Source organism: Candidatus Palauibacter sp. (assembly GCF_965216145.1).
Classification (GTDB): domain Bacteria; phylum Gemmatimonadota; class Gemmatimonadetes; order Palauibacterales; family Palauibacteraceae; genus Palauibacter.
The window spans coordinates 1964725-1991010 of record NZ_OZ244149.1 but is presented as its reverse complement, the minus strand read 5'-3'; the positions used below and the strand labels follow the sequence as shown (position 1 = coordinate 1991010).

At 69.3% G+C, this 26286-nt stretch carries 20 protein-coding genes; 12 read left to right on the top strand and 8 right to left on the bottom strand.

Annotation, left to right across the window (positions count from 1 at the left end):
* Positions 1–26 precede the first annotated feature (26 nt).
* From ACOOHF_RS08690 to ACOOHF_RS08680, 3 genes are read left to right on the top strand one after another with little or no spacing between them, the layout of a single operon-like run.
* Positions 27–1034, top strand: a complete 1008-nt coding sequence (locus ACOOHF_RS08690; RefSeq protein WP_420464209.1) for an ATP-binding cassette domain-containing protein — start codon at positions 27–29, stop codon at positions 1032–1034.
* Complete coding sequence (locus tag ACOOHF_RS08685; RefSeq protein WP_420464208.1) at positions 1031–3271, top strand: Gldg family protein; 2241 nt, start codon at positions 1031–1033, stop codon at positions 3269–3271. Before ACOOHF_RS08690 ends, ACOOHF_RS08685 begins: the two co-directional genes overlap by 4 nt.
* Positions 3268–4197 carry a DUF4340 domain-containing protein gene (locus ACOOHF_RS08680; RefSeq protein WP_420464207.1) on the top strand — a complete coding sequence of 310 codons (930 nt, stop codon included), beginning with the start codon at positions 3268–3270 and terminating at the stop codon, positions 4195–4197. The genes ACOOHF_RS08685 and ACOOHF_RS08680 overlap by 4 nt, the downstream gene beginning before the upstream one ends.
* Before the next feature lie 27 nt (positions 4198–4224).
* Here the strand turns inward: ACOOHF_RS08680 and ACOOHF_RS08675 are convergent, their stop codons facing one another.
* Together ACOOHF_RS08675 and ACOOHF_RS08670 are read right to left on the bottom strand one after the other, a co-directional pair.
* Positions 4225–5619, bottom strand: coding sequence for a class II fumarate hydratase (locus tag ACOOHF_RS08675; RefSeq protein WP_420464206.1), 1395 nt, complete (start codon positions 5617–5619; stop codon positions 4225–4227).
* Between the two features lie 52 nt (positions 5620–5671).
* Positions 5672–6178 carry a DUF192 domain-containing protein gene (locus tag ACOOHF_RS08670; RefSeq protein WP_419934604.1) on the bottom strand — a complete coding sequence of 169 codons (507 nt, stop codon included), beginning with the start codon at positions 6176–6178 and terminating at the stop codon, positions 5672–5674.
* Between the two features lie 125 nt (positions 6179–6303).
* On the opposite strand from ACOOHF_RS08670, the gene ACOOHF_RS08665 reads away from it, so the two are divergent.
* From ACOOHF_RS08665 to ACOOHF_RS08650, 4 genes are read left to right on the top strand one after another with little or no spacing between them, the layout of a single operon-like run.
* Positions 6304–7038 carry a hypothetical protein gene (locus ACOOHF_RS08665; protein WP_419934603.1) on the top strand — a complete coding sequence of 245 codons (735 nt, stop codon included), beginning with the start codon at positions 6304–6306 and terminating at the stop codon, positions 7036–7038.
* Between the two features lie 25 nt (positions 7039–7063).
* Complete coding sequence (locus tag ACOOHF_RS08660; protein ID WP_420464205.1) at positions 7064–7609, top strand: Fur family transcriptional regulator; 546 nt, start codon at positions 7064–7066, stop codon at positions 7607–7609.
* Positions 7569–8216, top strand: coding sequence for an orotate phosphoribosyltransferase (pyrE, locus tag ACOOHF_RS08655; RefSeq protein ID WP_419934601.1), 648 nt, complete (start codon positions 7569–7571; stop codon positions 8214–8216). Before ACOOHF_RS08660 ends, pyrE begins: the two co-directional genes overlap by 41 nt.
* Positions 8217–8235: 19 nt before the next feature.
* The gene (locus ACOOHF_RS08650; protein ID WP_419934600.1) at positions 8236–8832 is read left to right on the top strand and encodes an iron-sulfur cluster assembly accessory protein; all 597 of its coding nucleotides are present in this window, start codon (positions 8236–8238) and stop codon (positions 8830–8832) included.
* 22 nt (positions 8833–8854) lie between these two features.
* Here the strand turns inward: ACOOHF_RS08650 and ACOOHF_RS08645 are convergent, their stop codons facing one another.
* From ACOOHF_RS08645 to ACOOHF_RS08630, 4 genes are all read right to left on the bottom strand, one after another.
* Complete coding sequence (locus tag ACOOHF_RS08645; RefSeq protein ID WP_419934599.1) at positions 8855–9214, bottom strand: phage holin family protein; 360 nt, start codon at positions 9212–9214, stop codon at positions 8855–8857.
* A 34-nt stretch (positions 9215–9248) separates the two neighbouring features.
* On the bottom strand, positions 9249–12413 hold the full coding sequence (locus tag ACOOHF_RS08640) for a peptidase S9 (RefSeq protein WP_420464204.1): 3165 nt from the start codon (positions 12411–12413) through the stop codon (positions 9249–9251).
* Positions 12414–12647: 234 nt separating this feature from the next.
* Complete coding sequence (locus ACOOHF_RS08635) at positions 12648–13304, bottom strand: septal ring lytic transglycosylase RlpA family protein (protein ID WP_420464203.1); 657 nt, start codon at positions 13302–13304, stop codon at positions 12648–12650.
* On the bottom strand, positions 13301–14641 hold the full coding sequence (locus tag ACOOHF_RS08630; RefSeq protein WP_420464202.1) for an alkaline phosphatase PhoX: 1341 nt from the start codon (positions 14639–14641) through the stop codon (positions 13301–13303). Before ACOOHF_RS08630 ends, ACOOHF_RS08635 begins: the two co-directional genes overlap by 4 nt.
* A gap of 247 nt (positions 14642–14888) precedes the next feature.
* Between ACOOHF_RS08630 and ACOOHF_RS08625 the strand changes: the two genes are divergently transcribed.
* Positions 14889–15686 carry a TonB-dependent receptor gene (locus ACOOHF_RS08625; protein WP_420464201.1) on the top strand — a complete coding sequence of 266 codons (798 nt, stop codon included), beginning with the start codon at positions 14889–14891 and terminating at the stop codon, positions 15684–15686.
* 61 nt (positions 15687–15747) lie between these two features.
* On the top strand, positions 15748–16533 hold the full coding sequence (locus tag ACOOHF_RS08620) for a hypothetical protein (protein WP_420464200.1): 786 nt from the start codon (positions 15748–15750) through the stop codon (positions 16531–16533).
* A gap of 35 nt (positions 16534–16568) precedes the next feature.
* Here ACOOHF_RS08620 and ACOOHF_RS08615 read toward each other — a convergent pair whose 3' ends face one another.
* The gene (locus ACOOHF_RS08615) at positions 16569–19754 is read right to left on the bottom strand and encodes a WD40/YVTN/BNR-like repeat-containing protein (RefSeq protein ID WP_420464199.1); all 3186 of its coding nucleotides are present in this window, start codon (positions 19752–19754) and stop codon (positions 16569–16571) included.
* A gap of 202 nt (positions 19755–19956) precedes the next feature.
* Between ACOOHF_RS08615 and ACOOHF_RS08610 the strand changes: the two genes are divergently transcribed.
* The 3 genes from ACOOHF_RS08610 (at position 19957) to ACOOHF_RS08600 (ending at position 25008) form a co-directional block, all read left to right on the top strand.
* Complete coding sequence (locus ACOOHF_RS08610; protein ID WP_420464198.1) at positions 19957–20673, top strand: hypothetical protein; 717 nt, start codon at positions 19957–19959, stop codon at positions 20671–20673.
* Between the two features lie 78 nt (positions 20674–20751).
* A complete protein-coding gene (locus ACOOHF_RS08605; protein ID WP_420464197.1) occupies positions 20752–22248 on the top strand; it encodes an FG-GAP-like repeat-containing protein in 1497 nt (498 codons plus the stop codon).
* Between the two features lie 21 nt (positions 22249–22269).
* Positions 22270–25008: a TonB-dependent receptor gene (locus ACOOHF_RS08600; RefSeq protein WP_420464196.1), complete on the top strand. Its 2739-nt coding sequence runs from the start codon at positions 22270–22272 to the stop codon at positions 25006–25008.
* Between the two features lie 45 nt (positions 25009–25053).
* Here ACOOHF_RS08600 and ACOOHF_RS08595 read toward each other — a convergent pair whose 3' ends face one another.
* The gene (locus tag ACOOHF_RS08595) at positions 25054–26250 is read right to left on the bottom strand and encodes a hypothetical protein (RefSeq protein WP_420464195.1); all 1197 of its coding nucleotides are present in this window, start codon (positions 26248–26250) and stop codon (positions 25054–25056) included.
* Positions 26251–26286: the final 36 nt, after the last annotated feature.

Genomic DNA, 26286 nt, shown 5'->3' with positions numbered 1-26286 from the left:
TGTCACTCGTATCACTTACCGATGTTATGAAGAGGTTCGGCGAGACCGTCGCCGTCGACTCGGCGACCTTCTCGATCGACCGCGGAGAGGTCGTCGGCTTCCTCGGCCCGAACGGGGCGGGCAAGACGACGACCATGCGGCTGCTCACCCAGTACCTCGAACCCGATGGCGGGTCGATCACGATCGACGGGCTGTCGCTCGAGGATCACCCCATCGAGCTGCGGCGCCGGATCGGCTATCTCCCGGAGACCAACCCGCTGTACCGCGACATGCTGGCCGGCGAATACATCAGCTTCATGGGGCGCCTGCGCGGGATGAGCCCCGGGGAGATTCGGGCCCGAACGGACGATGTCGTGGCCGAGACCGGGATCGAAGCGGTCTACTACCGGCCCATCAACCAGCTCTCGAAGGGATACCGTCAGCGGGTCGGCCTCGCGCAGGCGATCCTCTCCGAGCCCGAGATCCTCATCCTCGACGAGCCGACCGAAGGGCTCGATCCCAACCAGCGGGTCGAGATCCGGAGCCTCATCCGGGACGTCGGCGCCGACCGCACCGTCCTCCTCAGCACGCACGTCATGCAGGAGGTCCGGAAGACGTGCTCTCGGGTCGTCATCATCAACCGCGGGCACATCGTGGCCGACGGTTCGGTGGATGAGCTGGTCGCGGGACACGGCGGCGCGCGTATCATCGTCGAACTCGAGGCGCCCCCCGACGACGCGCGGGACGCGCTGGCCGACCTCCCCTCCGTCGCCCGTACCGAGGCGCTCGAGGAAGAGGCCGGACGCGCCCGCTTCGCCGTCGAGGGCGCCCCCGGCCGGGACCCGCGCGCGGATATCTCGCGACTCGCCGCCGCCCGGGACTGGCCGCTGTGGGAACTCCACCTCGCGCAGGCGAGCCTCGAGGACCTGTTCCGGCAGCTCACCGTCTCGGCAGCCCCGACGGAGGAAGGCGCGGGCGACGCAGCCGAAGGCGGGACGGAGGACGGGGCGCAGCGCGTGGAGACGGACCCGGCGGGCGAGGAGGTGGAGGCATGATGAGCCGCATCGCGACGGTCGCGAAACGGGAGTTCGCGAGCTACTTCGACCAGGCGACCGCGTACATCCTTCTCGTCATCTTCCTCGGGATCAACTTCTACTTCTACTTCCAGGAGGCGTACATCCTGCGGGAGGCCTCGCTCCGCCCCATGCTGTCGCTCCTCCCGTGGCTCCTGCTCTTTTTCATCCCGGCGGTCTGCATGAGGACGCTGGCCGAGGAACGGAACGCGGGCACCCTCGAACTCGTGCTCTCGCAACCGATCTCCGTGGTGGAGTTCCTGCTCGGCAAGTTCCTCGGCGTCCTCCTCTTCCTGCTCGTCGCCATGGCGGGGACGTTCGGCATCCCGCTCGGCCTCACCTTCGGCGCGGACCTGCAGTGGGGCGTCGTCTTCTCGCAGTACCTGGGCTCCGTGTTCCTCATCGCCGCGCTGATCTCGGTCGGACTCTGGTCGTCGGCGATGACGCGGAACCAGGTCACGGCCTTCATCATCGGGGTCACGATCAGCTTCGGCCTCTACCTGATCGGGCTTCCGACGGTCACCCTCTCGCTCCCCGCGCCGGTGGCGACGGTGGCCGCGCGCCTCGGTATCCTCGGGCACTTCTCCAGCGTGTCGCGCGGCGTGATCGACCTGCGCGACGTCCTCTACTTCGCCTCACTCACGGCGGCGTTCCTGTCGCTGACCTACTTCGCGATCATGCGCGAACGCCTGAGCCGCGAGCGTCCGGCCTACGGGCGGCTGCGCCTGGGCGCGCTCGGGCTGGTCGGGATCGCCATCGTCGCCGCCCTGGCGGGCTCGCAGTTGCGGGGTCGCCTCGACCTCACGCCCGGGAAGGTCTACACGCTGTCCCCCCCAACGGCCGAACTCCTGCGGGGCCTCGACGATCTCGTCACGCTCAAGCTGTTCCGCTCGACCGATCTCCCGCCGGAACTCACTCCGGTGAGCCGCGATGTCGATGACCTCCTCGCGGATCTCGACGCGACGGGCGGGGCGAATGTGAACCTCATTCGGGTCGATCCCGACGACGACCCGGACGCCGAGCAGGAGGCGGGCCTGCTCGGCGTGAACCCGGTCCAGTACCAGATCCGCGATGACAACGCGGTCTCCGTCCAGGAGCGCTATTTCGGTTTGGCGGTCCAGTACGCCGGCGAGAGCGAGATCATTCCGATCATCCGCGGGACGACCGATCTCGAGTACCGACTCGCCTCGATGATCCGCTCCCTCACGACGCCGGAACGACCGAACGTCGCGATTCTCACGGGACATGGGGAGCTGGGGCTGCGTTCGGGACTGCAGTTCGCCAACGGGCGCCTGAGCCTGGAATACGACGTGTCGGAGTTCAGCATCGACTCTGCGACCACGGCCGTGCCGGACTCGCTCGACGTGCTCGTGATCGCCGGGGGGCGGATGCCGCTCGAACCCGCGGAAGGCGAGATCCTCAGCCGCTTCGTCGACGAGGGCGGGAGTCTGTTCCTCCTCAAGTCGGGTGTGACGGCCGACATGCAGTCGCGTTTCGCGGGCCCCATGTTCGACCCCGTGCTCGACTCGCTCCTCCAGGTACGGGGGCTCGGCATCGTCCCCTCGATCGCCTATGACCTGGGCCTGAACGAGCAGGTCCAGGTGCCCTCGAACCTCGGGCTGGCGATGATCATGCCGTACCCGTTCTGGACGCTCGCCCAGCCGGCCTCCGGGCATGTGATCGTGGACGGCGTGGCGAACGTCCCGATCCGCTACGGGAGTCCGCTCCAGGTCGAGGTCGAGGACAGCACGCGGGTCACGCCGCTGCTGGTCACGTCGGACTTCGGGGGGCGGCTCGCGACCCCGCTCTCGATCGACCCGAACCAGGACTGGGAGGCGCTGGTCTCGCCGGAGGATGTCACGGTCGAGACGCTGGCGGTCGCCTACACGCAGCCGGACGGGGGGCGGATCGTCATCGCCAGCTCGCCGTCGCTCATCGAAGACGCGACGCTTCAGGGATCGTCGGGAGGCCTGGCCGGCATGGTCTTCTTCCAGAACTCGATCGACTGGCTGGCGCAGGACGAGGCGCTGATTTCGATTCGGTCCAAGGATCGCGCGCCGCCGCAGCTGCTCTTCCCGAGTGAATGGCTGCGCGACCTTACGCGGTACGGAAATCTGGCCGGAGTTCCGCTGCTGTTCGTGTTGATCGGGGGATGGCGCCTCGCGCGGCGGCGAGGCCTGCAGCGCCGGAGCTTCCCCGAGGGTGGAGCGCTCGTATGAACGCGAGACAGCTCAGGATCATCGCGCTCGTGCTCGGGGTGGCCGTCCTCCTCTACCTGCCGCGGCTGTTCAGGGACAGCGGCGCGGGCGGATCGCTGGAGGTGGGCGACGGCTTCTCTTTCGCGGTCGCGGACTCCATCGAGGGCGTCGACATCGTGCTGGCGGACGGCGCGGGCGCGATTCGTCTCGAGCGGTCGGCCGACGGCTGGCGGGTGGACGGGTACCTGGCGGATGAACAGAAGGTCCGCGATCTGCTGGACGTCGTGCGCGAACTCTCCTCGGCCGAGATCGTGGCCCGCAACCCGTCGAACCACGAGGCGCTGGGTGTCGGTGAGAGCGGCCGCCGCATCGAGGTTCGTACCGAGGCGGGCGAAGCGCTGCGGTTCCACATCGGCGACCGGGATCCGCGGTCCGGGGGCTACTTCGCGCGTCTGCCGGGCGACCCCGTCGTGTATCGGCTCGACGGGCCGGCCGGCGGCTACCTGAGCCGGGAACGCGACGGCTGGCGGCCGCGGCGCATCGCCTCGGTCGACCCGGCCGGAGTGCGGGAGATCCTCATCCGCCGGGCGGGGCGCGAGGCGATCCTGCGACGGAGCGACACCGGCTGGCTCGCGGGCGACGTGCCGGCGGACTCCGCCGTGGTTCAGAGGCTGCTCGACGTCCTGCCCTCCGTGTCCGCCTCCGGGTTCCCCACGGAAGAAGAAGAGGCGGCGGCGGACTTCTCCCTCTCGGACACCTCGCTCGAGGTATTCTCGGCCGGCTCCGAGGACGTGACCGACCGACGTCTCGCGCTCTCGCTGCGCCTGCTGCCGGACGAAGAACGGGGGGATTGGCTCGCGCACCTGGCGGACGGATCGGAGGTCTTCCGGCTCTCGGAACTCACCGTGAACCGTCTTCTGCCGGAAGATCTGCTCCCGGTTCCCTGACCCGAGTCCCGTTTCGCGGGCGTGGGGTCAGGCGAGGCCCGGCTCGGTCATCGCCCGGAAGTCGAGGATGCGGTCGAGTTCCGCCGGGTCGACCAGGCCCTCTGCCAGCACGAGTTCCTTCAGCGTCCGGTCTTCCGCCAGGGTGCGCTTGGCCAGTTCCGCCGCCTTGTCGTAGCCGATGACCGGCGCGAGCGCGGTGGCGAGCGCCGCGGTCGATTCTGCGTTCCGCAGGCAGCGCGCCTCGTTCGCCGTGATCCCCCGCACGCAGCGCTCGGCGAACTCCACGCTGACGGTCGAGAGAATCCGGATGCTCTGGAGCAGGTTGTGGGCCATGACGGGGATCATGACGTTGAGTTCGAGGTTCCCCGCCTGTCCGCCCACGACCATCGCGGCGTCGTTCCCGATGACCTGCGCGCAGACCTGAAGGACGGATTCCGCCATGACGGGGTTGACCTTGCCCGGCATGATCGACGATCCGGGCTGCACGGCCGGCAGGTTGATCTCGCCGAGGCCCGTGCGAGGGCCGGACGACAGCCAGCGCAGGTCGTTCGCGATCTTCGTCAGGCTCACGGCGACCGTGCGCAGCGCTCCGCTCGCTTCTACGACCGCGTCGCGTGCGCCCTGCGCCTCGAAGTGGTTCCCGGCCTCGACGAACCCGGTGTCGAGGAGTTCGCTCAGCGCCGCCGTCATGCGGGCGCCGAAGTCGGCCGGCGTATTGATGCCGGTGCCGACCGCCGTGCCGCCGATGGCGAGTTCCGCCAGCGCCGGACGCACGGCCGCCACCCGCCGGATCCCGTGCCCCATCTGACTCGCGTACCCCCCGAATTCCTGTCCGAGGCGGACGGGCGTCGCGTCCTGCAGGTGCGTGCGGCCCGCCTTGGCGATGTGATCGAACTCTTCCGCCTTGGCGGTGAGCGCGGCTCGCAGCACCTCGAGCGCCGGAAGGAGTTCCCGCTCGATGGCGACCAGCGCCGCCACATGGATGGCCGTCGGAATCACGTCGTTCGACGACTGTCCCAGGTTGACGTGGTCGTTGGGGTGGACGGGACTCCGCGACCCCACCGTCCCGCCCAGGAGCTGGATGGCCCGGTTCGCGATGACCTCGTTCGCGTTCATGTTCGTCGACGTGCCGGAGCCGGTCTGGAAGATGTCCAGCACGAAGTGGGCGTCGAGCTCCCCGACCATCGCCTCACGGGCCGCACGCTCGATTGCGTCTCCGAGGTCGGGGTCGAGGAGACCCAGCTCCCGGTTCACGCGTGAGGCGGCGAGCTTGATCGCGCCCAGCGCCTCGATGAAGCGGCGCCCGAAGCGGAGGTCACTGATCGGGAAGTTCCGGCGCGCGCGCTCGGTCTGGGCTCCGTAGAGCCGATCCGCGGGGATCGCCATCTCCCCCATCGAGTCCTTCTCCGTGCGGTGATCCATGTAATGATTCTCGGTGTAGTCGATTCTCGGGTATGGTCCGGGAGGGAGGGAGTCAGAACTCGATCATGTCGCCGACGCGGATCCCGTTCGCCTCGAACCAGCCCTGGTTCATCTCGAGTGCGTACATGGCCGGCGCCGCCGAATTGTGAGTCTCCGTGGATTGCGGTTCCATCTGCTTGATGTCGACGATCCGACCTTCACGGTCGATGTACGCGATGTCGAGCGGGATGAGCGTGTTCTTCATCCAGAAGCCGAGGGTCCGCTCCTCGGGATACGCGAACAGCATCCCCTGATTCTCCGCCAGCGACTCGCGGAACATCAGCCCCTGCTGTCGCTCGGTCGGCTCGTCGGCGAGTTCCACCCGGATCTCGATCCCTCCCACCCGGATCGGGATCAGATCGGCGGATGGGGCGGCGACCGGATCGGCAGCGCCGGCGGTCTCGACGGTCGCGTCCCGGCTCTGGTCGACCCCCGGGGCGCGCGTCCCCGTATCCCCCGCACTGCACGCCACAAGGCCCGCCAGCAGGGGTCCAGCCAGCCAGAATCCCGGTTCTCTCATGGTCGGCAATCCGATCGAGTCGTTGCGGCTTCGTCGTTCGTGAGGAAAACTAGCGTACAGGGTTGGGGTATGGAACTTGGCGGGGAGGGTGAGCGGACGACGGGGCCAGGTGAGAGGGGGGTGAGATGATTCTCCCGGATGTGAGGGCTTCCTTCAAGCGCGATGACGCCGCGCGGCTTGTCCAACTGCTCGCCCGCGACGGCGAGGACCCGGGCCACCTCGAGACGCTCGTGGCGGAACGGGGGATCGACGCGCTGCTCGATCACCCGAAGGCGGCGCGCTCGCTCGTCCGCGAACCGGGTGTCTCGCGGCTTCCGCTGGCCCTGTTCTCGTACGTGGCGCTCCGCCGCAGCCTGCTTGACGGGGGCGTCGAGTCCCGACTCCTCGCCGACTACGTGACCTCGATCTTCCTGCACTTCGCCAGCGAGGCCCGCGTGCACCGGATCGCGGAACACGACGACCGCGAGTACCACTATCTCGTCGACCTCGTCGAGGCCATCGCCGACTCCGATGGCCGCCACGGCTTCCTGCTGCGGGCGCACCTCGGCAATTTCGCGCTCTGGCTCTCGGGGCTGTTCCCCGACTGGATCGGTCACCGTGTGCGGCGAAAGGGAGGACCCGATCTCGGCTACTACGAAGCGATGGGGCAGACAGGGTTCCAGCTCGCCGCCGACGACCCCTTTGCGCGCCGCCAGCAACTCGATGGCTGTTACCGGGACGCCGCGAGGACGTTCTCGTCCCTTCGCATCGCGATGAACCGGTTCTCGGACCGCTTCCTGACTCCGCGTCCCGCCTCCCACGTCGACCGCGTGCTGAGGCAGGTCGTGGACGAATTCGAAGCCCACTGGTTGCAGGCGTGACGCTGCGATCTATCTTCTCAACGAAGTGAGAACAGATCCGCCCGTCACCTTCTCGACCTCGACCCCCGAAGCGATGACCAACCTCGTCACACCGCGGCCGCCTCTTGGCTGCGCCGCCGTCATGCTTGGACTCTTCCGGGCCGCGCTCCAGGAGCAGCACCTGCCCGTGACGCAGCAGCGCGAGGCGATCGCCCGCGCCCTGTTCGAGTCCGCTCAGCGGCTCTCGGCCGACGAGGTCACGGCGCGTCTCCAAGACGCGGGTGAGCGGGTCGGGAAAGCGACCGTGTATCGGACGCTGAGACTTCTCGTGCGGGTCGGCCTGGCGACCGAGCACGATTTCGACGAAGGGTTCAAGCGCTACGAGACGAAGATCGGGCAGGCCCAGAACGACCATCTCATCTGCACCGCGTGCGGAGTCGTGGCGCCCTTCCAGCGGGACGAGCTGAACCGGCTCCAGGCGGAGGTCGCCCGGACGCTTGGTTTCCACATCCTGAGACGCCAACTCAAGCTCTACGGACTCTGCGAGCGGTGTGACGCCGAATCCGGCCAGGCGATCCGCCAGGTCAGCTGAGTTCAGGTCACCACGAGAGGAGAGACCGCTGAATTCCTCGCGAGAAACGCTGCTCAACCTCCTGGCCGAACGATCGTTCCGACTCGGAGACTTCAAGCTCGCCTCGGGCGCCCGAACCGACTACTACATCGACTGCCGGACTTCGACCATGCACGCGCACGGACAGGTGCTGCTCGGGAGCGTCGGGTTCGCGGCGATTCGGGAGGCGGGACTACGGCCCGACGCCGTCGGCGGCCTCACCATGGGCGCGGACCCGCTGGCCTACGCGATCGCCGCCGCCAGCTGGCGCGAGGGCGACCCGATCCACGCGTTTTCCGTCCGCAAGCGGGCCAAGCGCCACGGCAAGGGACAGCTGATCGAGGGCTGCTTCGAGCCCGGAGCGCGCGTCGTCATCGTCGAGGACGTCATCACGACCGGCGGGTCGGCGTTCAAGGCGTGCGAAGCCGTAAACCAGGCGAACGGCGATGTGCTCGGCATCCTGGGACTCGTGGATCGCGAGGAGGGCGGCCGAGCCGCGCTCGAGCGCGCGGGACTGCACACGATCGTACTTTATACGGCGAGTGATCTCCGCGCGGCTGTGGCCGTGGCGGGACCGGCGCCGGCATAGACGCAGAGGAGAAGGTGACGTGGCCGACCAGGAACTTCTGACATTCAGCGAGGCCGCCCACGAGCGGATCAGGACGTTCATGTCCGAGGATCCCGCCGAGGGCCTCGCCGTGCGGGTCAGCGTACAGAACGCGAGTCCGATCGCCCCGGAATACGAGATGGCTCTCATCGAACCCCTGGAGCGGGAGGAGGGGGACGAGTCGTTCGATGCCTCCGGCTTCGAGGTCGTCGTGGATTCGAGGAGCGTCGCCCTGCTCGCCGGCACCCGCATCGACTGGGTGGAATCGATGCAGGGGTCCGGGTTTCACTTCAGGAATCCCAACATCCAGCCGCTCGGCTCGGGCCCGATGGACGGACCCCTGGTCGACCGCGTGCGCCGGGTCATCGACGAACAGATCAACCCCGGGGTCGCATCCCATGGCGGGACCGTGCGACTCGTCGACATCCGTGACAACGTGGTCTACGTGACCATGGGAGGCGGCTGCCAGGGGTGCGGCATGGCGTCCGTCACCCTCACGCAGGGGATCAAGCAGATGATCCGGGACGCCGCGCCCGAGATCGTCGACGTCCAGGACGTGACCGACCACGCCTCCGGCAGCAACCCCTACTACGCCTAGCAGCCCGCGGCAGAGCGCCGAGCTAGCGGTCGCGTTGCTTCTTTCGCGGCTTCAGAAAGACGTGCAGCACCGTCGCGACCACGGACATCACGAGCGCGCCGAGGATCGCGGCCACGAGCCCGTCGAGCGCGAACCCCGGGATCAGCGACGCGGCCAGGTAGAACATCAGGCCGTTGAGGACGAAGTAGAACAGCCCAAGCGTCAGCACCGTGATCGGGAAGGTCACGAAGCGCAGGATCGGCCGCACAAGGGCGTTGATGAGGCCGATCGCGAGCGCACCGCCGATCAGCGCCTCGGCCCCGTCCACGCGCACCCCGTCCAAGAGGCGCGTGGTCACGTAGAGCGCCGCCGCGTTTATGGCCCAGCTCCGGAGCAGACTCATCGACCGTCCCGCGGGCCGAAGGCTCGCAACCGGGTCAGAATCCCGGCGTGAGGCTGAACTGCCAGAGCCAGCCCTTGTCGGGGCGATCGAACGGGCGCACGAAGTCGATCTCCGCGATCATGAGACCGAAGAGGTTCACGCGCGTCATCAGACCGGCGCTCGACACCCATTTCCGCTCGCCGAACGTGCACCCGCCGCCCGGGCAGTTCTCCGGCGACTCGCCCATCCAGGCCTTGCCCATGTCGTAGAAGACGCCGACTTCCACCGGCGGCACGCCCGGGGCCCGGATGACGCCGATCCCGCCCAGGAGCGGGAGTCGAAGTTCGAGGTTGCCCACCGCTACGCGGTTGCCGATGAGCTGCTGGAGGACGGGACAGCGGAAGAACCCGATCTGGCCGCCGGCGCCCGTGCATTCGGCGGTGTCGATGGATCGGTCGCTGTATCCACGCACGAGAGACGGGACTCCGAGATAGAGCCGGCCCAGACGCCAGTCGTCCGAACCGCCGCCCCACCGTCCGAAGTGCAGCGCCCGTCCGGCCAGCGTGAACGGCCCGGCGCGCACATAGCGGCGCATATCGCCGTTGATCGTGAGGAAGTTGAGCGTCCCCACCGCCGGCTCGACTTCCAGCCGGTATCGCTGCCCCACGACGGGGCTCGTGCCCCCGAAGATGGAACTGTCGTACACGAGAGCGACGCTGCCGCTGGCCGTATAGAGAGACGATGGCGCGCACGCCGCCCCGCCCTCCATCACGAATCCCCCCCCCGGACAGTCGACGAGATCCTCCCGCACCTCGTTCAGGAACTCGCCGGTGTGGAGATCGAACCAGAACTCCTCGGTCTCCCCCGAGAAGTCGACCTGTCGCGCCGAAGCCGAGAACTCGATCCGCGAGTTCCGGTTGAACGGATAGGCGAGGATGCCGGTCGCCTCCCGGTTGATCTCGTACCAGCGAAACTCCCGGAAGATGTTGACAGTGCGGTTCTCGAACCCGACCTGACTGAACCCGATCTGCCGCGTGACGAGCGGCACCTGGCCGCCGATCAGGGCCCAGTTCCACCGGCTCGAACGGTTCTCGTAGCCCGCGAGGAGCGCGGTCCCCTGGATCACGTTCCCGAAGGTCGTGTTCACCTGCAGGAGGGTCTGCAGCGTCTGGTTCCCGAGCAGATCGGAGAAGAAGAGGCTCGCGCCGCCGGCGAAGAAGACGCCGAAGTCGCTCGCCCCGAACGCGATCGTGGGCTGGGAGATGAAGTCGAGGGAGAGCTGGGAGCGGTACTCGTCGTCCTCGAACGTGATCGGGTCGGCCAGGCCCAGCCGCGCATTGTCGAGCAACTCGACGTGGGCCGTCGATACGCGCTCGCGCGGGGGGATGACGGACGCGTCGACGCCGACGAGCATGTCGGGCGCCGGCTCGCCCGCCAGCACGTCCGGGTCGTCGATGATGTAGACCTCGTAGCTGAACGGTCCGCCCTTGTTCACGCTGAACGCCAGATCGCCGGTGCCGCGGGCCACGGAGATGGCCGGGCTGATCTCCGTCAGCCCGCTCACGCCGGTCCAGAGGTCGGTGACCAGGTAGCGCTCGCGCGTCTCGAGATCGATCCGGTAGAGGTTGGCGATCCCGTCGTGGTCCGAGACGAAGTACAGGTCCTGTCCGTCGGCGGACCATTGCGGGTTGTAGTTGCGGAACTGGTCGTCGAAGCCCGGCAGCGCCTGGATCTCACCCGTCTCGAGGTCGAGCAACGCGACCTGATAGGGGCCCGCCACGAGCAGGTCGAGATCGGTTGTGTAGCGGTCGGTCGTGAAGGCGAGAGAGCGTCCGTCGGGCGACCAGGCGGGCTGGAGGTCCGCGAACTCATCCGCCGTGAGCCGGGTCAGTCGCTCGGTCTCCATGTCGAGCACGTACAGGTCGGTGAAGCCGCCGGACTGCCCGCTGAACGCCACCCGGGACCCGTCCGGCGACCAGCTCGGCGTGTAGATCGCGCCCACCTGGAAGCCCTCGATCCGGATCTCCCGGATGATGTCCGCGGTCGCGACGTCCATGATCGTGAGCAGGGGTTCACCGGTCTTGATGCCGGCGATGGCGAATTGTCGGCCGTCCGGGTGCCAGTCGCCGGCCGAATGGATGAACTGCAGACTCTCGAAGTGGGGGTCAACCGCGTTGTTCGTCAGGCGCCGCTTGACCTCCCCGGTGTGCGCGTCGGCGAGGAACATTTCGATCGAGAAGAGGTCGCTCTGCGAGACGTAGACGACCTCGTCGCCATCGGGACTGAGCGCGGGACCCAGGTTCAGCTTCCCCTCCTCCGGCGGCTCGTAGATCACACGGCGCCCGTATTCGTCCGGCGAGTTCGTCTCCTGTCGGGCGTCCGCGAAGTAGGTCTCGAGTTCGTTCCTCCAGCGGTCCGAGAGTTCGCTGATCGGGACCTCGAGGACGGCCTCGATCGCCGCGAGCTCGTTGGTGCGCGCGGCGAGGTTCAGGATCCGGCCGATCTTGTCGTCCCCGAACGCGCCGCCGACATAGGACCAGAAGGCGTGCCCGTAGCGGTAGGGGAAGAACTGCGGGTTGCGGAGGTCCTGGATCGTGGGGAACCCGTCCTCGAGGTCCAGCCCGTCCCGCATCCACATCGTCGTGAAGGGGTCGATGGGTCCGATCGAGAGGTACTCGGCCATCCCCTCGATGAACCACAGCGGGAGCCGGAGGGCTCCTGGGATATCGAGGCCGGGCCCCCCTGTCCCCTGCCCCGTCATGTCGAACTGGAAGGCGTGCACCAGTTCGTGGCCGAGCAGATGATCCGTCTCGTGGAGCGACACCATCATCGGCATCACGAGGCGTCGCTTCAGGATCTCGGTGAAGCCCTGGGTCCCCTCGTCGATGAACTGGCCGGACGTGTTGGTCTGCTCGAAATCCGAGTGGTCCGCGTACAGGATGATCGGCTGCCGTTCGCGGAACTCGTGATTGAGTACCCGCGACAGCCGCGCGTACCAGCGCTCGGCCTGTCGCCCGATCAGCGGCGCGGCCGCGGCGGTCTGGTCGTAGTAGTAGATGTCGAAGTGCTGCGTCTTGAGCACCTCGAAATCGAACGACCGGTACACGACTTTGTTTCGCCCGAAGCGTCGGCCGGCCTGCGCCTCCAGCGCGGACGCGACGGGACCTCCGAGCGCCGCGAGAGCGGCCAGAACGACGAGCGCGTGACGTCTCCGAAGCATACGTCCTCCACCAGGAAACTTCTGATCATTTGCCGCCCCGGGTTCCTGGACCCCGGCGGGGCGGGTGGCACCCCTGGCTCTGAGCAGGTTGGAGTGCCGCAAGCTACCGGCGGCGCCGGGCCGCCGCTACGCACCGGGCGCGCGCCTGACGGCCCCTGTTTGGGCCGCACCTGGCTATAGAACGATTGAACAGCGGATCAGGTCACAACCATCGACCGGAACTCGCCGGGGCCGTCAGCACCTGCGAAGGAATCCGCCCAGCGCCTCGGCCGCACTGCGGGCGGCGGCCTCCTCCGCGAAGGGGCCGGCCACGACCCGAAACAACGCCTCGTACGTCTCGATGACGGCCTCGAAGCCGGCCTCGGCGACCTCGTCCCGCTTCGCCTCGGCGCTCGCCCGGTCCCGGTAGGAGGCGACCTGGACGAGGACGCAGCCGCCGCGCGCGGAGACCGCGTCGCCTGCCTCCACGATCGTGATGCGGACCCGCGCGGTCCCCGGTCCGATCATGCCGAGGGCCCGGGCGCCGGCGCGCGACACATCGAGGATGCGTCCCCGCACGAAGGGGCCGCGATCGTTCACCACGAGTTCGACGGTGCGGCCGTTGTCGCGATTGTCGACGCGGATGCGCGTCCCGAAGGGGATCACGCGATGCGCGGCCGTCATCGCGTCCATGTCGTAGATGCCGCCGGCCGCCGCCGGACGGCCGTGGAACGGTTCCCCGTACCACGACGCGACGCCCGTCTGCGTCCAGCCGACGACGAAGACGCCGGGGTCGGGGTCCGTGACCGGTCGCGTGGCCCACGGCGCGCAGCCCTGCAGCGCGACCGCGAGCGCCAAGGCCACGAGACGGCGGGCCCGGCGCGCAGATGCCGAGCCGCCGGCCGCGCTCACAGCGGCCCGCGCTCCCACGGCCCCCAGATCGCGAACGTGTGGCCGAGGTGGCCCGGTCCCATCGAGATCGTGTCGCCCTGCAGGTTTATGAACAGCGTCCGTCCGTCGGGACTGAAGCAGGCGCCCGCGAATTCACGGTGGTTGAGGAGGTTGCGGGCGAAGGGGAAGATCTCTCCCGAGGGCGGCAGCCCCCGGAGATGCGTCGAGCCGGCGTTGTCCTCACAGATGAGGATCCCGCCTCTCGGGCTCACCGTCAGGTTGTCCGGGCCGTCGAGGACATCCTCGGAGGGAGACTCGAAGACGAGGGCCAACACCTCCTCCGCGGGGACGTAGCGCCACACCTGCCCCAGTTGCGCGTCACCGCCGTTGGTCGCGTGGAAGTAGATGCTCCGGTCGTCGTACCAGCAGCCCTCGAGCCGGGAGAATCGGGCCCCGCCCGCCGCGTGCCCTTCGGCCCACACGGTCGTCGGTATGCGCTCGGCCTCGGGCGGATCCGGGCGTTCGATCGGGACCCAATCCACTTCCCGCCACGCCCCCGGCCGCTGGCCCGTCCGCAGATCCGCCTGCGGATGGCCGCGCACGGCAAGCATCTCCAGCGTGCCCCCTCCCGCCAGGAAGCCCGGAGTTCGGGGCCGAAAGCGGTAGAACCCCGCGCGTCGGTTGTAATCTTCCGTCTCGTACACGAATCCGGTCTCGGGATCCACAGCGATCGCTTCGTGCACGAACCGTCCCATCTCCCTGATCGGCACGGCCTCCACGGGCTCGTCGGCGTCGGCGGGGACCTCGAACACGTACCCGTGCGGGACGGACCAGCCGCGCCCGCGGCCGAACGTCGTCTCCTCGCACGACAGCCAGCTGCGCCACGGGGTCACGCCGCCCGCGCAGTTTATCGTCGTCCCGCCCAGACTCACGAAGTCCCGCAGCAGAGTCGGGCGGCCGTCCGGGTCCAGCCGGACCTCGAGCGTCGTCGTACCGCCGCCTGCGAGCGGGTCGTACGCCAGCTCCGGGGACACCAGCGGCGCCGCGACGCCCGGCGGATCCTGGTCCTCGTGATTGCGCACGAGGCGGACGACATCGTCGCTGACGGCGAACAGACCCATCCCGTCGTGCGCGCGCGGCGTCGGCCTACCATCCGACATGACGCGCCCTTCCACGTTGAGCACGGCGTAGGAAAAGCCCACCGGGAGCGCCAGTTCGGGGCCCGCCGGACGCAGTGGCCCATAGCCGACGGCCGGCGCAGGGGATCCGGGGACGGAAGCCCGGCCGGCACAGGCCGCGAGCCCCGCCAGCGAAGGGGCCACCGCCGCGGCCCCTGCCAGGCGTCCGGCCTGACGCACGAAGTCGCGTCGGGCGATCTTGCTCAGGACTCCCTCCGTGGCACTGTGAGCGGCACCCGAAACAGGTTGAGGGGTAACAGCGTAGATATCGTCGTTCGGACCCCGGGTCGCCAGCGCGGTCGCCGGGGCGCCGACGGCTCGTACAACGCAAATCGGACTCGGAGTATCCTAAAGGGTCCGAGACCGGTCCGCACCGCGATATTCCCTCCGGCCAGCGGGCAGCGTCAGAGGATCAGCGATGAGCACGATGAGCAAAGGGGTCGACATGCGGAAATCGTTCGCGCGCCTTGTGGCGCCCGTCCTGCTCCTCGTCCTCGCGAACACGGCTGCGGCCCAGTCGTTCTCGGACTTCTGCCCCGGCGGCAACGAGGAGACGGAGGCCGCCGTCGTCGGCTTCGTGACCGATCCGGAGGCCGGGACGATCGTACCCGGCGCGATGGTCGCGGCGAGCTGGGTGCGCGACAACGCCCGGCAGCGCGCCGAAGCGCAGACGAACATGGAGGGCGTTTACACCATCTGTGACCTGCCGAAGGACACGGAAGTCTCGCTGCGGGTCAGCTTCGGGGACCGGCGCGGAGAGGCGGTCCCCTACACCACGGCCGCCGTGCTCGCCCAGCAGGACCTGGAGATCTCGCTGACCGCGGAGCCCGACACACGTCAGGAGGTCGGGTCGCTCGCCGCGGGTGGCGGCCGCAGCCGAATCCTCAGCTCCGAGGTCATCCGGGCCGAGGATCTTCTCGACCTTCCCGAGATGAGCGTGTACGACCTGTTGCGCCAGCACCAGCTCCTCAGGTTCGACCGCCGCAGCGGGGAGGGTGAGGTCATCCTCCTCACGTCGGCGTCTTCGAGTCTCCGGGCGGGACGGCTGCAGCGGATTCAGGTGCGGATCAACGAACGGCGAGAGGGCGACGGCGTCAACGCGCTCCGCGAGATGTCGATCGATGAGGTGGGCCGGATCGAGATCCTGTCGCGTACCGAGGCTTCCGCGCGCTACGGCGGCGACGGGTTCGTCGGCGCGATCGCGATCACGACGCGCAACCGCTAACCAGTCCCCGCACCGCCCCACGGCATGACGCCCGGGGCCAGCCATGAGTAGAGAGGTCGACATGCGCAAATCTTTCGCGCGCCTTGCGGCGCCCGCCCTGTTCTTCGTCGTTGCGGAATCGGCGGCGGCCCAGTCGTTCGCCGACTTCTGCCCCGGCCGCAGCGAGGAGACGGAGGCGGCCGTCGTCGGCTTCGTGACCGATCCGGAGGCGGGAACCCTCGTGCCCGGCGCGACCGTAGCGGCGAGTTGGGTAGAGGGCGATGCCCGGCAGCGTGCCGAGGCCCAGACGAACATGGAGGGCGTCTACACCATCTGCGGCCTCCCGAAGGACACGGAAGTCTCGCTGCGGGCCATCTTCGCGGACCGGCGCGGCCCCGAGGTTCCGTACACCACGAGCGCCGTGCTCGCCCAGCAGGATGTGGAGATCTCGCTGGCCGGCGAGGCCGAGGGGCGCCTCGAGGTCGGGTCCCTCGCCTCGGGTGGCGGTGGCCGGACCCGAGTCCTCGGCTCCGAGATCATCCGCGGCGAGGATCTTCTCGCCTTCCCCGAGATGACCGTGTACGAGCTCTTGCGCCAGCACTCGCTCCTCCGGTTCGACCGCCGCACCGGCGGAGAGAGAATCCTCCTCCAGTCGGTGACGGCGAGCCGTTGGTCGGTCTCCCGGATGCAGTCCGTCGTGGTGCGGATCAACGAGCGGCGCGAACCCGATGCCGTTAACGCGCTCCGCGAGATGTCGATCGATGAAGTGAGCCGGATCGAGATCCTGTCGCGCACGCAAGCCTCCGCCCGCTACGGCGGCGCCGGATACGTCGGCGCGATCGTGATCACGACCCGCGGCCGGGGCTAACAGCCCGGGGCGTCCGCACCGCGGGGCTCTCACCGTCAGGGAACGAGGCGCACGAGTGCGGCGTAGCTCGTGCGCTCGATCTCGTCGATGGCGGCCGCGCGCGCCTCGATGCCCTCGGCGAGCCGCGCCAGCAGCTCCAGTTGCCCCTGCGTGGGCGGGCCGTCTCCCATCGAGGCGAATCCCATGAGCCGGGCCAGCTTGCTGTCGATGCCGGTGGGGTTCGCGATCAGATCCTGGCCGGCGCGGGCCCGGTACTGCACGAGGCGCTCCTCGACCGGATAGAGTTCGTCGTTCAACTCCGCGAGCGCGGCCCGCAGGCGGTCTCCTCCCCCTCCGCGCTCGACGGCCTGCTCGGCGCGGCCGCGCATGTCCCGGATCCTGCCCACGAGTTCCATCGTCTCGGTGAGGCGGTCCCTCGCCGCCAGTAGAAACTCGAACTGTTCCCGGAGTTCCGCGTCGGTGACGTCGACCCGCGGGTCGCGCACGATCGAGAAGGGCTCCGAGAGCGTCAGGTCGCCGACGCCCAGTTCGACCGTGTAGTCGCCCGGCGGCACGCGCGGGCCGTTCGCGCTGCCCTGGAAGACCGCGCCGTCGAGCAGCCCGGCCGGCTCCACGCGCAGGTCCCATTCGAAGGCGTGCGCGCCGGCGTCCGCCGAGAGCGCCCCACCACTCGCCGCCTGGCCGAGGAAGTCCGCGCCCGTCGCCCCCGGAGCCGACGCGCTCGAGAATTCCCGGATCAGCGCCCCGTCCTCGAGGACTCGAAGCGTGACCCCCACCGGGGCGGCCTCGGGCAAGTAGTACGGGATCACCACGCCATCCGGCGGATTGGCCCCCGCCGGGTCGCCGGCCCCCGGCCGCCCCATGGCCGAGAAGAGCGCGGCGGGCGAGGCCCCGGGGTTGTAGCGGATCGTCGTGCGCGGGCGGAAGAGCCGCGGCGCCTCGGCGGTCTCGCCGGGCGTGAACTGGTGCAGCAGTTCAACGTTGTCGAGCACCCAGAACGAGCGCCCGTGCGTGGCCGCTGCGAGGTCTCCATCCCGCAGCACGAGGTCGTGGATGGGCACCACCGGCAGGTTGAGGCTCAGCGGCTGCCAGGAGTCCCCGGCGTCGAACGAGGCGTAGACCCCGCGCTCCGCCCCGGCGTACAGGAGTCCCGCCCGCCCCGGATCTTCGCGGATCACGCGCGTGAAATCGTCCGCGGGGATCCCGTCCGTGATCCGGGTCCACGTCTCCCCGTAGTCGGTCGTCCGGTAGAGGTACGGGGTGTGGTCAGAGAGCTTGTAGCGTGTCGCGGCGACGTAGGCGGTGGCGGGGTCGTGCGGGGATGGCTCCAGGATCGAGATGAGGGCGAACTCCGGGAGGTCGGGGATCGTCACGTCCTCCCAGTTCGCGCCCCCGTCCCGCGACACGTGGATGTACCCGTCATCGGACCCCGCCCACAGGAGCCCCGGCTGAACCGGGGATTCGGCGAAGGCGAAGATCGTCGCGTACCACTCGGGGCCGTACGCCTCTCGCGTGATCGGTCCCCAGTATTCTCCCGTCTCCTCGTCTTCGTGGACGGGGGTCGGCTCCAGCGTGCGGGGATCCGCGCGCGTGAGGTCCGGGCTGATGACCTCCCAGCTGTGTCCTTCGTCCCGCGTGCGGTGCACGTGCTGCGACGTGACGTAGAGCACGTTCGGATCGTGCGGCGATGTCATCACCGGATAGGTCCACCAGAAGCGGTAGTTGATGTCGGCCGAACCCCAGCCGTAGTGCGTCTCGGGATTCGGGGAGATGTCCCTGACCTGCCGGTTGCGGTGATCGTAGCGGTACACCCAGTGGTGATCGCCCGCGTAGACGATGTTCGGGTCCTCGATGTTGACGGCGACGTATCCGTCCTCGCCCCCGCCGACCGTATACCAGTCCTCGATCGAGATGCGGCCGAAATCCGAACGGCTGGCGACGGAGATCGACGTGTTGTCCTGCTGCGAGGCGTAGAGGCGATACGGCGTCTGATGGTCCGCGACCACGTGATAGAGCTGCGCGGTCGCCTGATTCAGGAGGCTGGACCAGGAGAGGCCCCCGTCGAAGCTCACCGCGCCTCCCCCGTCGCTCCCGTTGATCATCCGGCGGGGGTCGTCCGGGTCGATCCACAGGTCGTGGTGGTCCGGGTGGGGCGTGAACACGCGCGAGAAGGTCTCGCCCCCATCGGTCGACTTCCACAGGAAGACGTTGAGGACGAAGACGGCGTTCTCATCGCCGGCGTCCGCCACGATGTGGTGGTAGTACCACGGGCGCTGCAGGAGGTTGGCGTCCTCGTTGACGCGGGTCCATGTCTCGCCGGCGTCGTCCGAGCGGAAGATCCCCTTCACGCCGCGGGCCGCGTCGATGATCGCCCACAGCCGCTGCGAGTTCCGAGGCGAGACGGTGATCCCGATCCGTCCCTTGAGGCCGGACGGGAGGCCGGGGTTGTCCGTCAATTCGGTCCAGGTGTCGCCGCCATCCGTACTCTTGAAGAGCCCGGTGCCGGGTCCCGCGCTGCGGAAGCCCCACGGAAAGCGACGCAGTTCGAGGAGCGACGCGTACAGGATGTCGGGGTTCGCGGGATCGAGGACGAGGTCGATCGCACCGCTGTTCTCGTCACGGTACAGCACCTTCTCCCAGGTGGCGCCCCCGTCGCGGGTGCGGTAGACGCCGCGCGCCTCGCTGGGGCCCCAGGCGTCGCCGAGCGCCGCCACCCACGCGATGTCGGGGTCCCGGGGGTGCACCCGGACGCGGGCGATCTGGAGCGTCTCGGCCAGCCCGAGGTGGCGCCAGTTCGCCCCGCCGTCGTCGGACCGGTAGACGCCGTCGCCGTGCGATGCGTTGCCGCGGATGCACGTCTCGCCCATCCCGACGTACACGACCTCGGGGCTCGAGCGGCTGACCTCCACGGCGCCGACGGAGCCCGTACCGAAGAAGCCGTCGGAGACGTTGCGCCAGTTCGCCCCGCCATCCTCCGTCTTCCAGACTCCGCCGCCGGCGCTCCCCTGGTAGAACACGAGATCGTCGGTGGGGTGGCCGGCGACGCCGAGCACGCGGCCGCCGCGAGTGGGGCCGATCGAGCGCCATTCGAGGAGGTCGAGGTACCGCTCATCGACCTCCTGTCCTCCCGCGGCCGGCGTCGTCGTCGAGCCGAGAAGCGTCAGCAGGAGGAGGGTCTTCGCGAGCCGCGGCGTCAGTCGAGAGAAGCGAGGGTGTGCCACTTTGGTGCGTTCTCCTTCAAGAGTCCCCGATTGGAGTCCAGCCCGGAATCTTGCGCCCGGCTCGCGCGGCGTACAGCGTGCGAGAGGCGGGCGCGGCTGGATGTGACCCGAAACCGGGTTCGGTCGTCTTCGCACAGGGAAGGTGCGCATCAGCGCTCGCAGAGCGATCGGGCACACGGTCGGCGGAGGTTCAATGCGACGGATGTCTCCTGCGGCAGATGGACGATCGGGTGGCGCCGGGTGGCGTCGACCCCGGGCTCGCGGGCGCATGGCCATCTCGCTGGCTGCTTCCGCGCTGTTCCACGGCGCGCTGCTCGCGTGGGTCACCCTGGCGATTCCCGAGAGTCGCACCGCGGCCGGGGGCCTCGACCGCCCGGGTCCGGAGATCGAGCCCGCGTCAGAGCGGGTCATCGAGGTGGTCCGGATTCGGCCGCCCGGCGTGCTTCCGGCCGGTGGATCGGCGGGTTCGTCGGCCGGGACATCCGGGCAGGCCGCCGCGCCGGCGGCCACCCTGCCCGCCGAACTCCCTTCGGTATCGGTGCGAGGGGTGGGGACGTCGACGGCCGGTCGGCTCGCCTTCGTGGCCATCCCCGAATCCCCGCTGGCGTTGCCTGCGCTCGGTGAGCCCGCGGCGGAGGCGCCGGCGAGCAATCGAGGCATACTGCGGCGCAGACCCGAGTCCGGGGCCTTTCCGGGCCAGGGCGACCGCTGGACCTCAAGCACTCCCGGGCGAGGTTTTGGAGGCGGCGGAGTGACCATCTCGGGTGTCGGAACCGACTGCATCACCGCGGGCTCCGGGGGGCTCGGGATCCGCCCCGGGTTCAGCCTGCCCGGCAAGGGACGCGGCTGGGACCCCGGCGGCCCGGGAACCGGCGGCCCGGGAACCAGCGGACGCAGGATGGGTTGGTCCGGCCGCTAGCCGTCTTTCCTCCATTCGCGAACTGTCCCTGCATCCGGCGGCAGAGCATCTTCCCGGCGACCCGCGGAGGATGCGCCCATGACGAAAACCCGTAAGTCGCCCCTCGGCACGCTTTCGCCCAGGGTCGCAATGGCGGTCTGCTCGGCCGCCTGCGGTGACCCCGTCACGCTGCCCGGCCCGGTTCCCCAACCGCTCCCGTTTGTCGCCGTCCAGTCGCTGACGCCGGCCCCGAACGCCCGGGCCGCTCCGCGCGACGGCGATCTCCTCATCACTTTCGACAGGCCGCTCGACAGGTCGCGGCTCGAGAGTCTGGATGTGAGGGTGTTCGGGCGCTGGTCCGGCGTCGCCGAGGTCGCGCTCGAGCTCGGGGAGCAGGATCGGGCCCTGCGCATCCGTCCATCGGAACCGTTCGCCGCCGGCGAAGAGGTCACCGCGACGCTCGTGGCCGGCTCGTACGGGGGGACGGAGGACGAGTTCGGCCTCGGACATACATGGACCTTCCGCACCGCCTCCGCGCCCGGCTCGTTCGCCCAGCGCGGCATCGCCACCCTGCCGGTGCGGCGGCCGGGCGAGGCCCATATCCAGACGTACGGCGCCTACGCCGGGGACCTGAACGGGGACGGCTGGTCGGACCTCATCCTGCCGAACGAACAGTCCGTCGACATCCGCATCTTCCTCAACGACGGGGCCGGCGGCTACGGAGACTTCACCATCGTCCCCGTGCCGGGCGGGGTCGACCCGAGCACCAACGAGGGTGCGGACCTCGACGGCGACGGCGACATCGACCTCGTGGTGGGTAACGCGCGCGGCTCGCTCGCCGCCGTGTTCTTCGGCGACGGAGCCGGCGGCATGACGCACATGCAGAATCTCAATGTGGGCGAGGGAGTGCGCGGCGTGTGCCTGGTCGACTTCGAGAACGACGGCGACGCCGATCTCGTCGCCACCGCGTTCAACGCGAACCGTGTCGCGCTGTTCCGGAACTCCGGCGGGACTTTCTCGCGGATTGGCACCATGGACGTCGGGGACGGCGAGTGGTCCTGTGCCCCCGGCGACGTGAACGGAGACGGTCTGATGGATGTCTTCGTCGGCACCCGCGGCTCGGACGAGGTCATCACCCTGGCCTCGCGCGGGGACGGCACCTTCGAGGCGCTCGGGCGCGTCTCATCCGGTGACGCGTGGATGCTCGCGTCGGGCGACCTGGATGGTGACGGGCGGGTCGACGCGGCCGCGGTGAACGGAGCCGCGGCCTCTCTCGCGATCCTTCGCGGTGGGCCGGAGGGGGCGCTGTCCCTCGCGGAGGAGCACCCGCTGGACGGCTTCCCCCTCGCGATCGACGCGGGGGATCTCGACGGAGACGGAGATCTCGATATCCTCACGTCGGACTTCGACAGCGGCCACTTCGTGATCTTCGAGAACGCCGGGGGACGCTTCCTGAGACGCCCCGAGGTACTCGCGGCCCGGACCGCGGCGTCCTGCGCGATCCTCCACGACCGGGACAACGACGGGGACCTCGACATCACGGGGATCGACGAGATCGACGACCTCCTCTTCCTGTTCGAGAACGTCGGCGGGTAACGGGCGGTGGCGCCGTCCGGCGTGAGATGCGCGCGGTTCGCTCTCGGGATTCTGCTTCTCGTGGCGGCCGCACCCCGCGGCGCCTCGGCACAGGGGAGCGTCGGCGGCCGGGTGTTCGCGGACGACGGGCGGCCGCTCGCGGGGGCGCGGGTCACGGTCGCCGGCACGCCGCTCGGCACGCTGACCTCCCGGCAGGGACGCTACCTCATCGACGACGTGGCGGCCGGGATTCGGACGGTTCGCGTGGAGGGCGCCGGGTTCGTTGGGGTCGAGGCGGAGGTGCGGGTCACGACCGGCCAGCGAGCGCACCGGGATTTTGCGATCGGGGCGGCGGTCCCCGTGAACGGCACCACTCGCGTGATCGGGTCGCGGGCCCCGCACGGCGCTCTGGACGAGTTGGCCGTGGCGGTGGACTTCCACCCGGCCCGGCGGATCGCCGAGAGCGCGCAGGTGGAAATGGCCGCGGCGCTGAACGAGCTCGCACCCTCGGTCTACTTCCCGCGCCGACAGGGGGCGGACCTCACGTCGGGCGTCCGGCCGTTCCAGCTGCGCGGACTGTCGCCGGACCACACGCTGGTCCTGGTGAACGGGAAGCGCCGCCACGCCACGGCCGTCGTTCACACGTCCGGCGGAGGGGCCTTCCCCGGCTCGAGCGGAGTCGACATGAACGCCTTCCCGCTACAGGCCGTGGGTCGCATGGAGATCCTGCGCGACGCGGCCGCGGCTCAATACGGGTCGGATGCGATCGCCGGCGTCATCAATCTGCGACTCAGGAATACGGTCTCGGCACCCGAGTTCATCGCCTCGGTCGGACACCACTTTCCGGACGAATGGGACGACGACGGGTCGCGCTACGACCTGTCGGGACACTGGGGGGTCGCGATCGGCCGGCGCGGGGTGCTCAACCTCACGGGCGGACTCACCCAGCGAGACCCCACGAACCGCGCGGGCGCCGATCCGCGCGACCAGATCGTCCCCGGCGATGCCGACTTCGTGGATCACGGATCCGTCATCCGCAAGAACAACGAGGTGCCGCAACCGACCCACCGGTGGGGGGATGGCGAGTCCACGGGCCGGATGTTCCTCACCAACTTCGAGCTTCTGCTCGGAGACGCCCCGGACGCGGCGCAACTCTACGCGTTCGGCGGCTTCAGCAAGCGTCGGGAGCGGCATTCGGATCTCTACGTGCGGTCGATGGACGACCGCAACTGGCCGCAGATCCATCCGTTCGGCTTCCTGCCGACGTTCGATTCCGCCACGCGTGACCTCTTCGGCGTCGCGGGGGCGCGGGGGACGGAGCTCGGCTGGAACTGGGACGTGAGCGCGCAATACGGCTCGAACCGCGTCGACATCGACCTCTTCGACACGCTCAACCCTTCCCTCGGTCCCTGTCCCGAGGCGCCGTGCCCGAACCAGACGCGCTTCTACGCCGGCTCGCTCGAGAACGGCCAGTTCCTGGCGAACACCGACGTGTGGCGGCGGCTCGACCTGGGGCTCGGGGGAGGCGACGTCACGCTTGCGCTCGGAGCCTCGTTCCGGCGCGACCACTACCTCGTGATCGAGGGTGAGAGGGCGTCGTACACCGACGGTTTCCGCGCCAGCCAGAGCGGCGGCATCGCGGCCTCCGGTTCCCAGCGGTTCACCGGCTTTCGACCGGCGGAGGGCGGGCGCCGGGGCCGCTCCAACCTCGGCGTGTACGGGGAACTCGAGGCGCCTCTGCTGCCCCGGATCCTGGTCTCGGCGGCCGCGCGCTACGAGCGCTACGAGGACCTGGGCGGCGCGCTGAGCGGGAAGCTCGCCGCCCGGCTCCGACTGTCGGAAGACGTCATCTTTCGGGCCGGAGCCTCGACCGGCTTCCGGGCGCCCGCGCTGAGCCAGTCCCACTACGGCCACATCACGGCGGGCCGCCGGGAGGATCCGGACGATCCGGAGAACCCGACCCCGTTCGAGGTGGGCGAGTTTCCTCTGGAGACAGCTCAGGTGAGGGCCCTCGGCGCGGTCCCGCTCACCATGGAGAAGGCACGCTCGCTGAGCGCCGGCTTCGCCCTGACGCCGGCGGACAACCTTCACCTCACGGTCGACGGATACGTGACGGAGGTGGACGAAGCCATCATCCTGTCGAACCCGCTCTCGAGCAACCGTGTCAAGCGGTTGCTGGCGGACTACGGGACGGAATCGATCCGGTTCTTCTCGAACGCACTCGATATCCGCTCCTACGGGGTGGACGCGGCGGTCAACTGGCGCCGGAGGCTCGGCGACGCGTCACTGTTCGAGTTCGGGGCCGCGGCGAACTGGAGCCAGGTGAAGGGACGCTGCCCCGGCGACGACATCGCGGCCTGCGTGGAGGAGAACCCTATACTGAGGGACGAGACCTCCGCGATCTACGACGCGTTCGACGTCTTCCACCTCGAGGAGGGCCTCCCGGACTGGCGCGGCGCCTTCCGGGCGGGACTCTCGACCGGCGCTTTCCGGTTCGGACTCGGCGCCAACGTCTACGGCGCGCAGGAGGAACTGCTCGCGCTCGGGAGAGGGGAACACCCGAACCGAATCCGCCGCCTCGAGTCGAAGGTCACGTTCGACGCGGAGGTGACGTGGGTGGTCGGCGGCCGCTGGCGGCTGACGGTCGGCGGCGAGAACATCTTCAACGCCTTCCCGACCCGCGTGGACGCGCTGGGCGGGATCTTCTCCTACCGCTCGACGTCGGCGATGGGCTTCAACGGCCGCTACCTGTACACGCGGCTACAGGCTTCGGTCTTCTAGCGCGCGGGTGCCCGCATCGTGGCATCGGCTCGCCGCGCCAGCGGGCTACTGCCCGCCGGGCCAGGGGGCGCCCTGGTTTGCCGCCGACACCGGGCCCATGCCCATGTATACGAACTTCTGGATCCGCTTCCCCTCGTACGTCTCCGTCGTGTACACGTTGCCCTGCGAGTCGGTCGCGATGCTGTGCACGCCGATGAAGAGGCCGGGTTGGCGGCCCCCGTCGCCAAAGGTGGTCAGGACCTCGAGCGAAGCCCGGTCCATGACGTGGACCCGATGGTTCGACCCGTCGGCGACGTACATGTAACGCTGGGCCGGATCGCGCGAGAAGGCGAGGTCCCAGGTGGACCCTGCGCCCAGCGTGCGGGGGGCGATCCCCACCTCGTCGACGAACGTCCCGTCCCGCCGGAAGACCTGGATCCGGCTGTTGGCTCGGTCACATACGTACACCAGCCCATCGAGCGAGGGGTCGGCGCAGTGGACCGGCGTCCGGAACTGCTGCGGAGGCGGAGCGTCCGGATCGTAGGGCGGCGTCGGCGTGTCGTCGGGCGGGTTGCCGTACGCGCCCCAGTAGCGCTTGAAGGCTCCGCTCGACGCGTCCAGCACCGCGACGCGGCGTCCTCCATAACCATCGGCGACGTATGCCTCGTTGGCCTCGGCATCGACGGCGACCTTGGCCACGCGGTTGAAGCGTGTCTCGCTGTGGCTGTCGGGTTCCTGCCCCAACGCCGGTTGGCCGTACGACGCCAGGAACTCGCCGTCGCGCGAGAACTTCAGGATGTGCGAGTCGGTCGCTCCGTTGCCGCCGATCCACACGTTGTCCATGTGGTCGACGGTGATCCCGTGGTTCGACTCCGGCCACACGTACCCGTCGGAGGGACCGCCCCACGAGTTGACGAGATTGCCCTCCGGATCGAACTCGAGCACCTCGGGCGCGGCGCGGCAGCACTCACTCGTCGGCGGATCCGCTTCCGCTCCCAGTTCGGTGCCCGGGTTGATCGAGGCGCGACGGTGGATGATGAACACGTGATCGCGGGAGTCCACGCCGACGCCGACGGTCGAGCCGAGCAGCCAGTGTTCGGGCAGCGGCTTCGGCCAGAACGGATCCACCTCGAACATCGGCGCCTCGACGCCCGATCCCGCCGCGGCCGAGCCACTGTCGTCCATCGCCGCCTGCCCGCAGGCGAGCGCAATACCGACGCCCGCGAACAAGCCACAAGTAAGGGTTCGACGCTTCCTGTTCATGGTCCCTCCTCGCGGGACTGAAAACGGGGGCGCCCC

Coding starts and splice junctions, on each gene's coding strand:
- ACOOHF_RS08670 (WP_419934604.1), bottom strand. CDS start 6,178: ATGAGAGAACCGGGATTCTGGCTGGCTGGACCCCTGCTGGCGGGCCTT.
- ACOOHF_RS08665 (WP_419934603.1), top strand. CDS start 6,304: ATGATTCTCCCGGATGTGAGGGCTTCCTTCAAGCGCGATGACGCCGCG.
- ACOOHF_RS08620 (WP_420464200.1), top strand. CDS start 15,748: ATGCGCAAATCTTTCGCGCGCCTTGCGGCGCCCGCCCTGTTCTTCGTC.
- ACOOHF_RS08640 (WP_420464204.1), bottom strand. CDS start 12,413: ATGCTTCGGAGACGTCACGCGCTCGTCGTTCTGGCCGCTCTCGCGGCG.
- ACOOHF_RS08680 (WP_420464207.1), top strand. CDS start 3,268: ATGAACGCGAGACAGCTCAGGATCATCGCGCTCGTGCTCGGGGTGGCC.
- ACOOHF_RS08675 (WP_420464206.1), bottom strand. CDS start 5,619: ATGGATCACCGCACGGAGAAGGACTCGATGGGGGAGATGGCGATCCCC.
- ACOOHF_RS08610 (WP_420464198.1), top strand. CDS start 19,957: ATGTCTCCTGCGGCAGATGGACGATCGGGTGGCGCCGGGTGGCGTCGA.
- ACOOHF_RS08645 (WP_419934599.1), bottom strand. CDS start 9,214: ATGAGTCTGCTCCGGAGCTGGGCCATAAACGCGGCGGCGCTCTACGTG.
- ACOOHF_RS08605 (WP_420464197.1), top strand. CDS start 20,752: ATGACGAAAACCCGTAAGTCGCCCCTCGGCACGCTTTCGCCCAGGGTC.
- ACOOHF_RS08625 (WP_420464201.1), top strand. CDS start 14,889: ATGAGCAAAGGGGTCGACATGCGGAAATCGTTCGCGCGCCTTGTGGCG.
- ACOOHF_RS08690 (WP_420464209.1), top strand. CDS start 27: ATGAAGAGGTTCGGCGAGACCGTCGCCGTCGACTCGGCGACCTTCTCG.
- ACOOHF_RS08595 (WP_420464195.1), bottom strand. CDS start 26,250: ATGAACAGGAAGCGTCGAACCCTTACTTGTGGCTTGTTCGCGGGCGTC.
- ACOOHF_RS08685 (WP_420464208.1), top strand. CDS start 1,031: ATGATGAGCCGCATCGCGACGGTCGCGAAACGGGAGTTCGCGAGCTAC.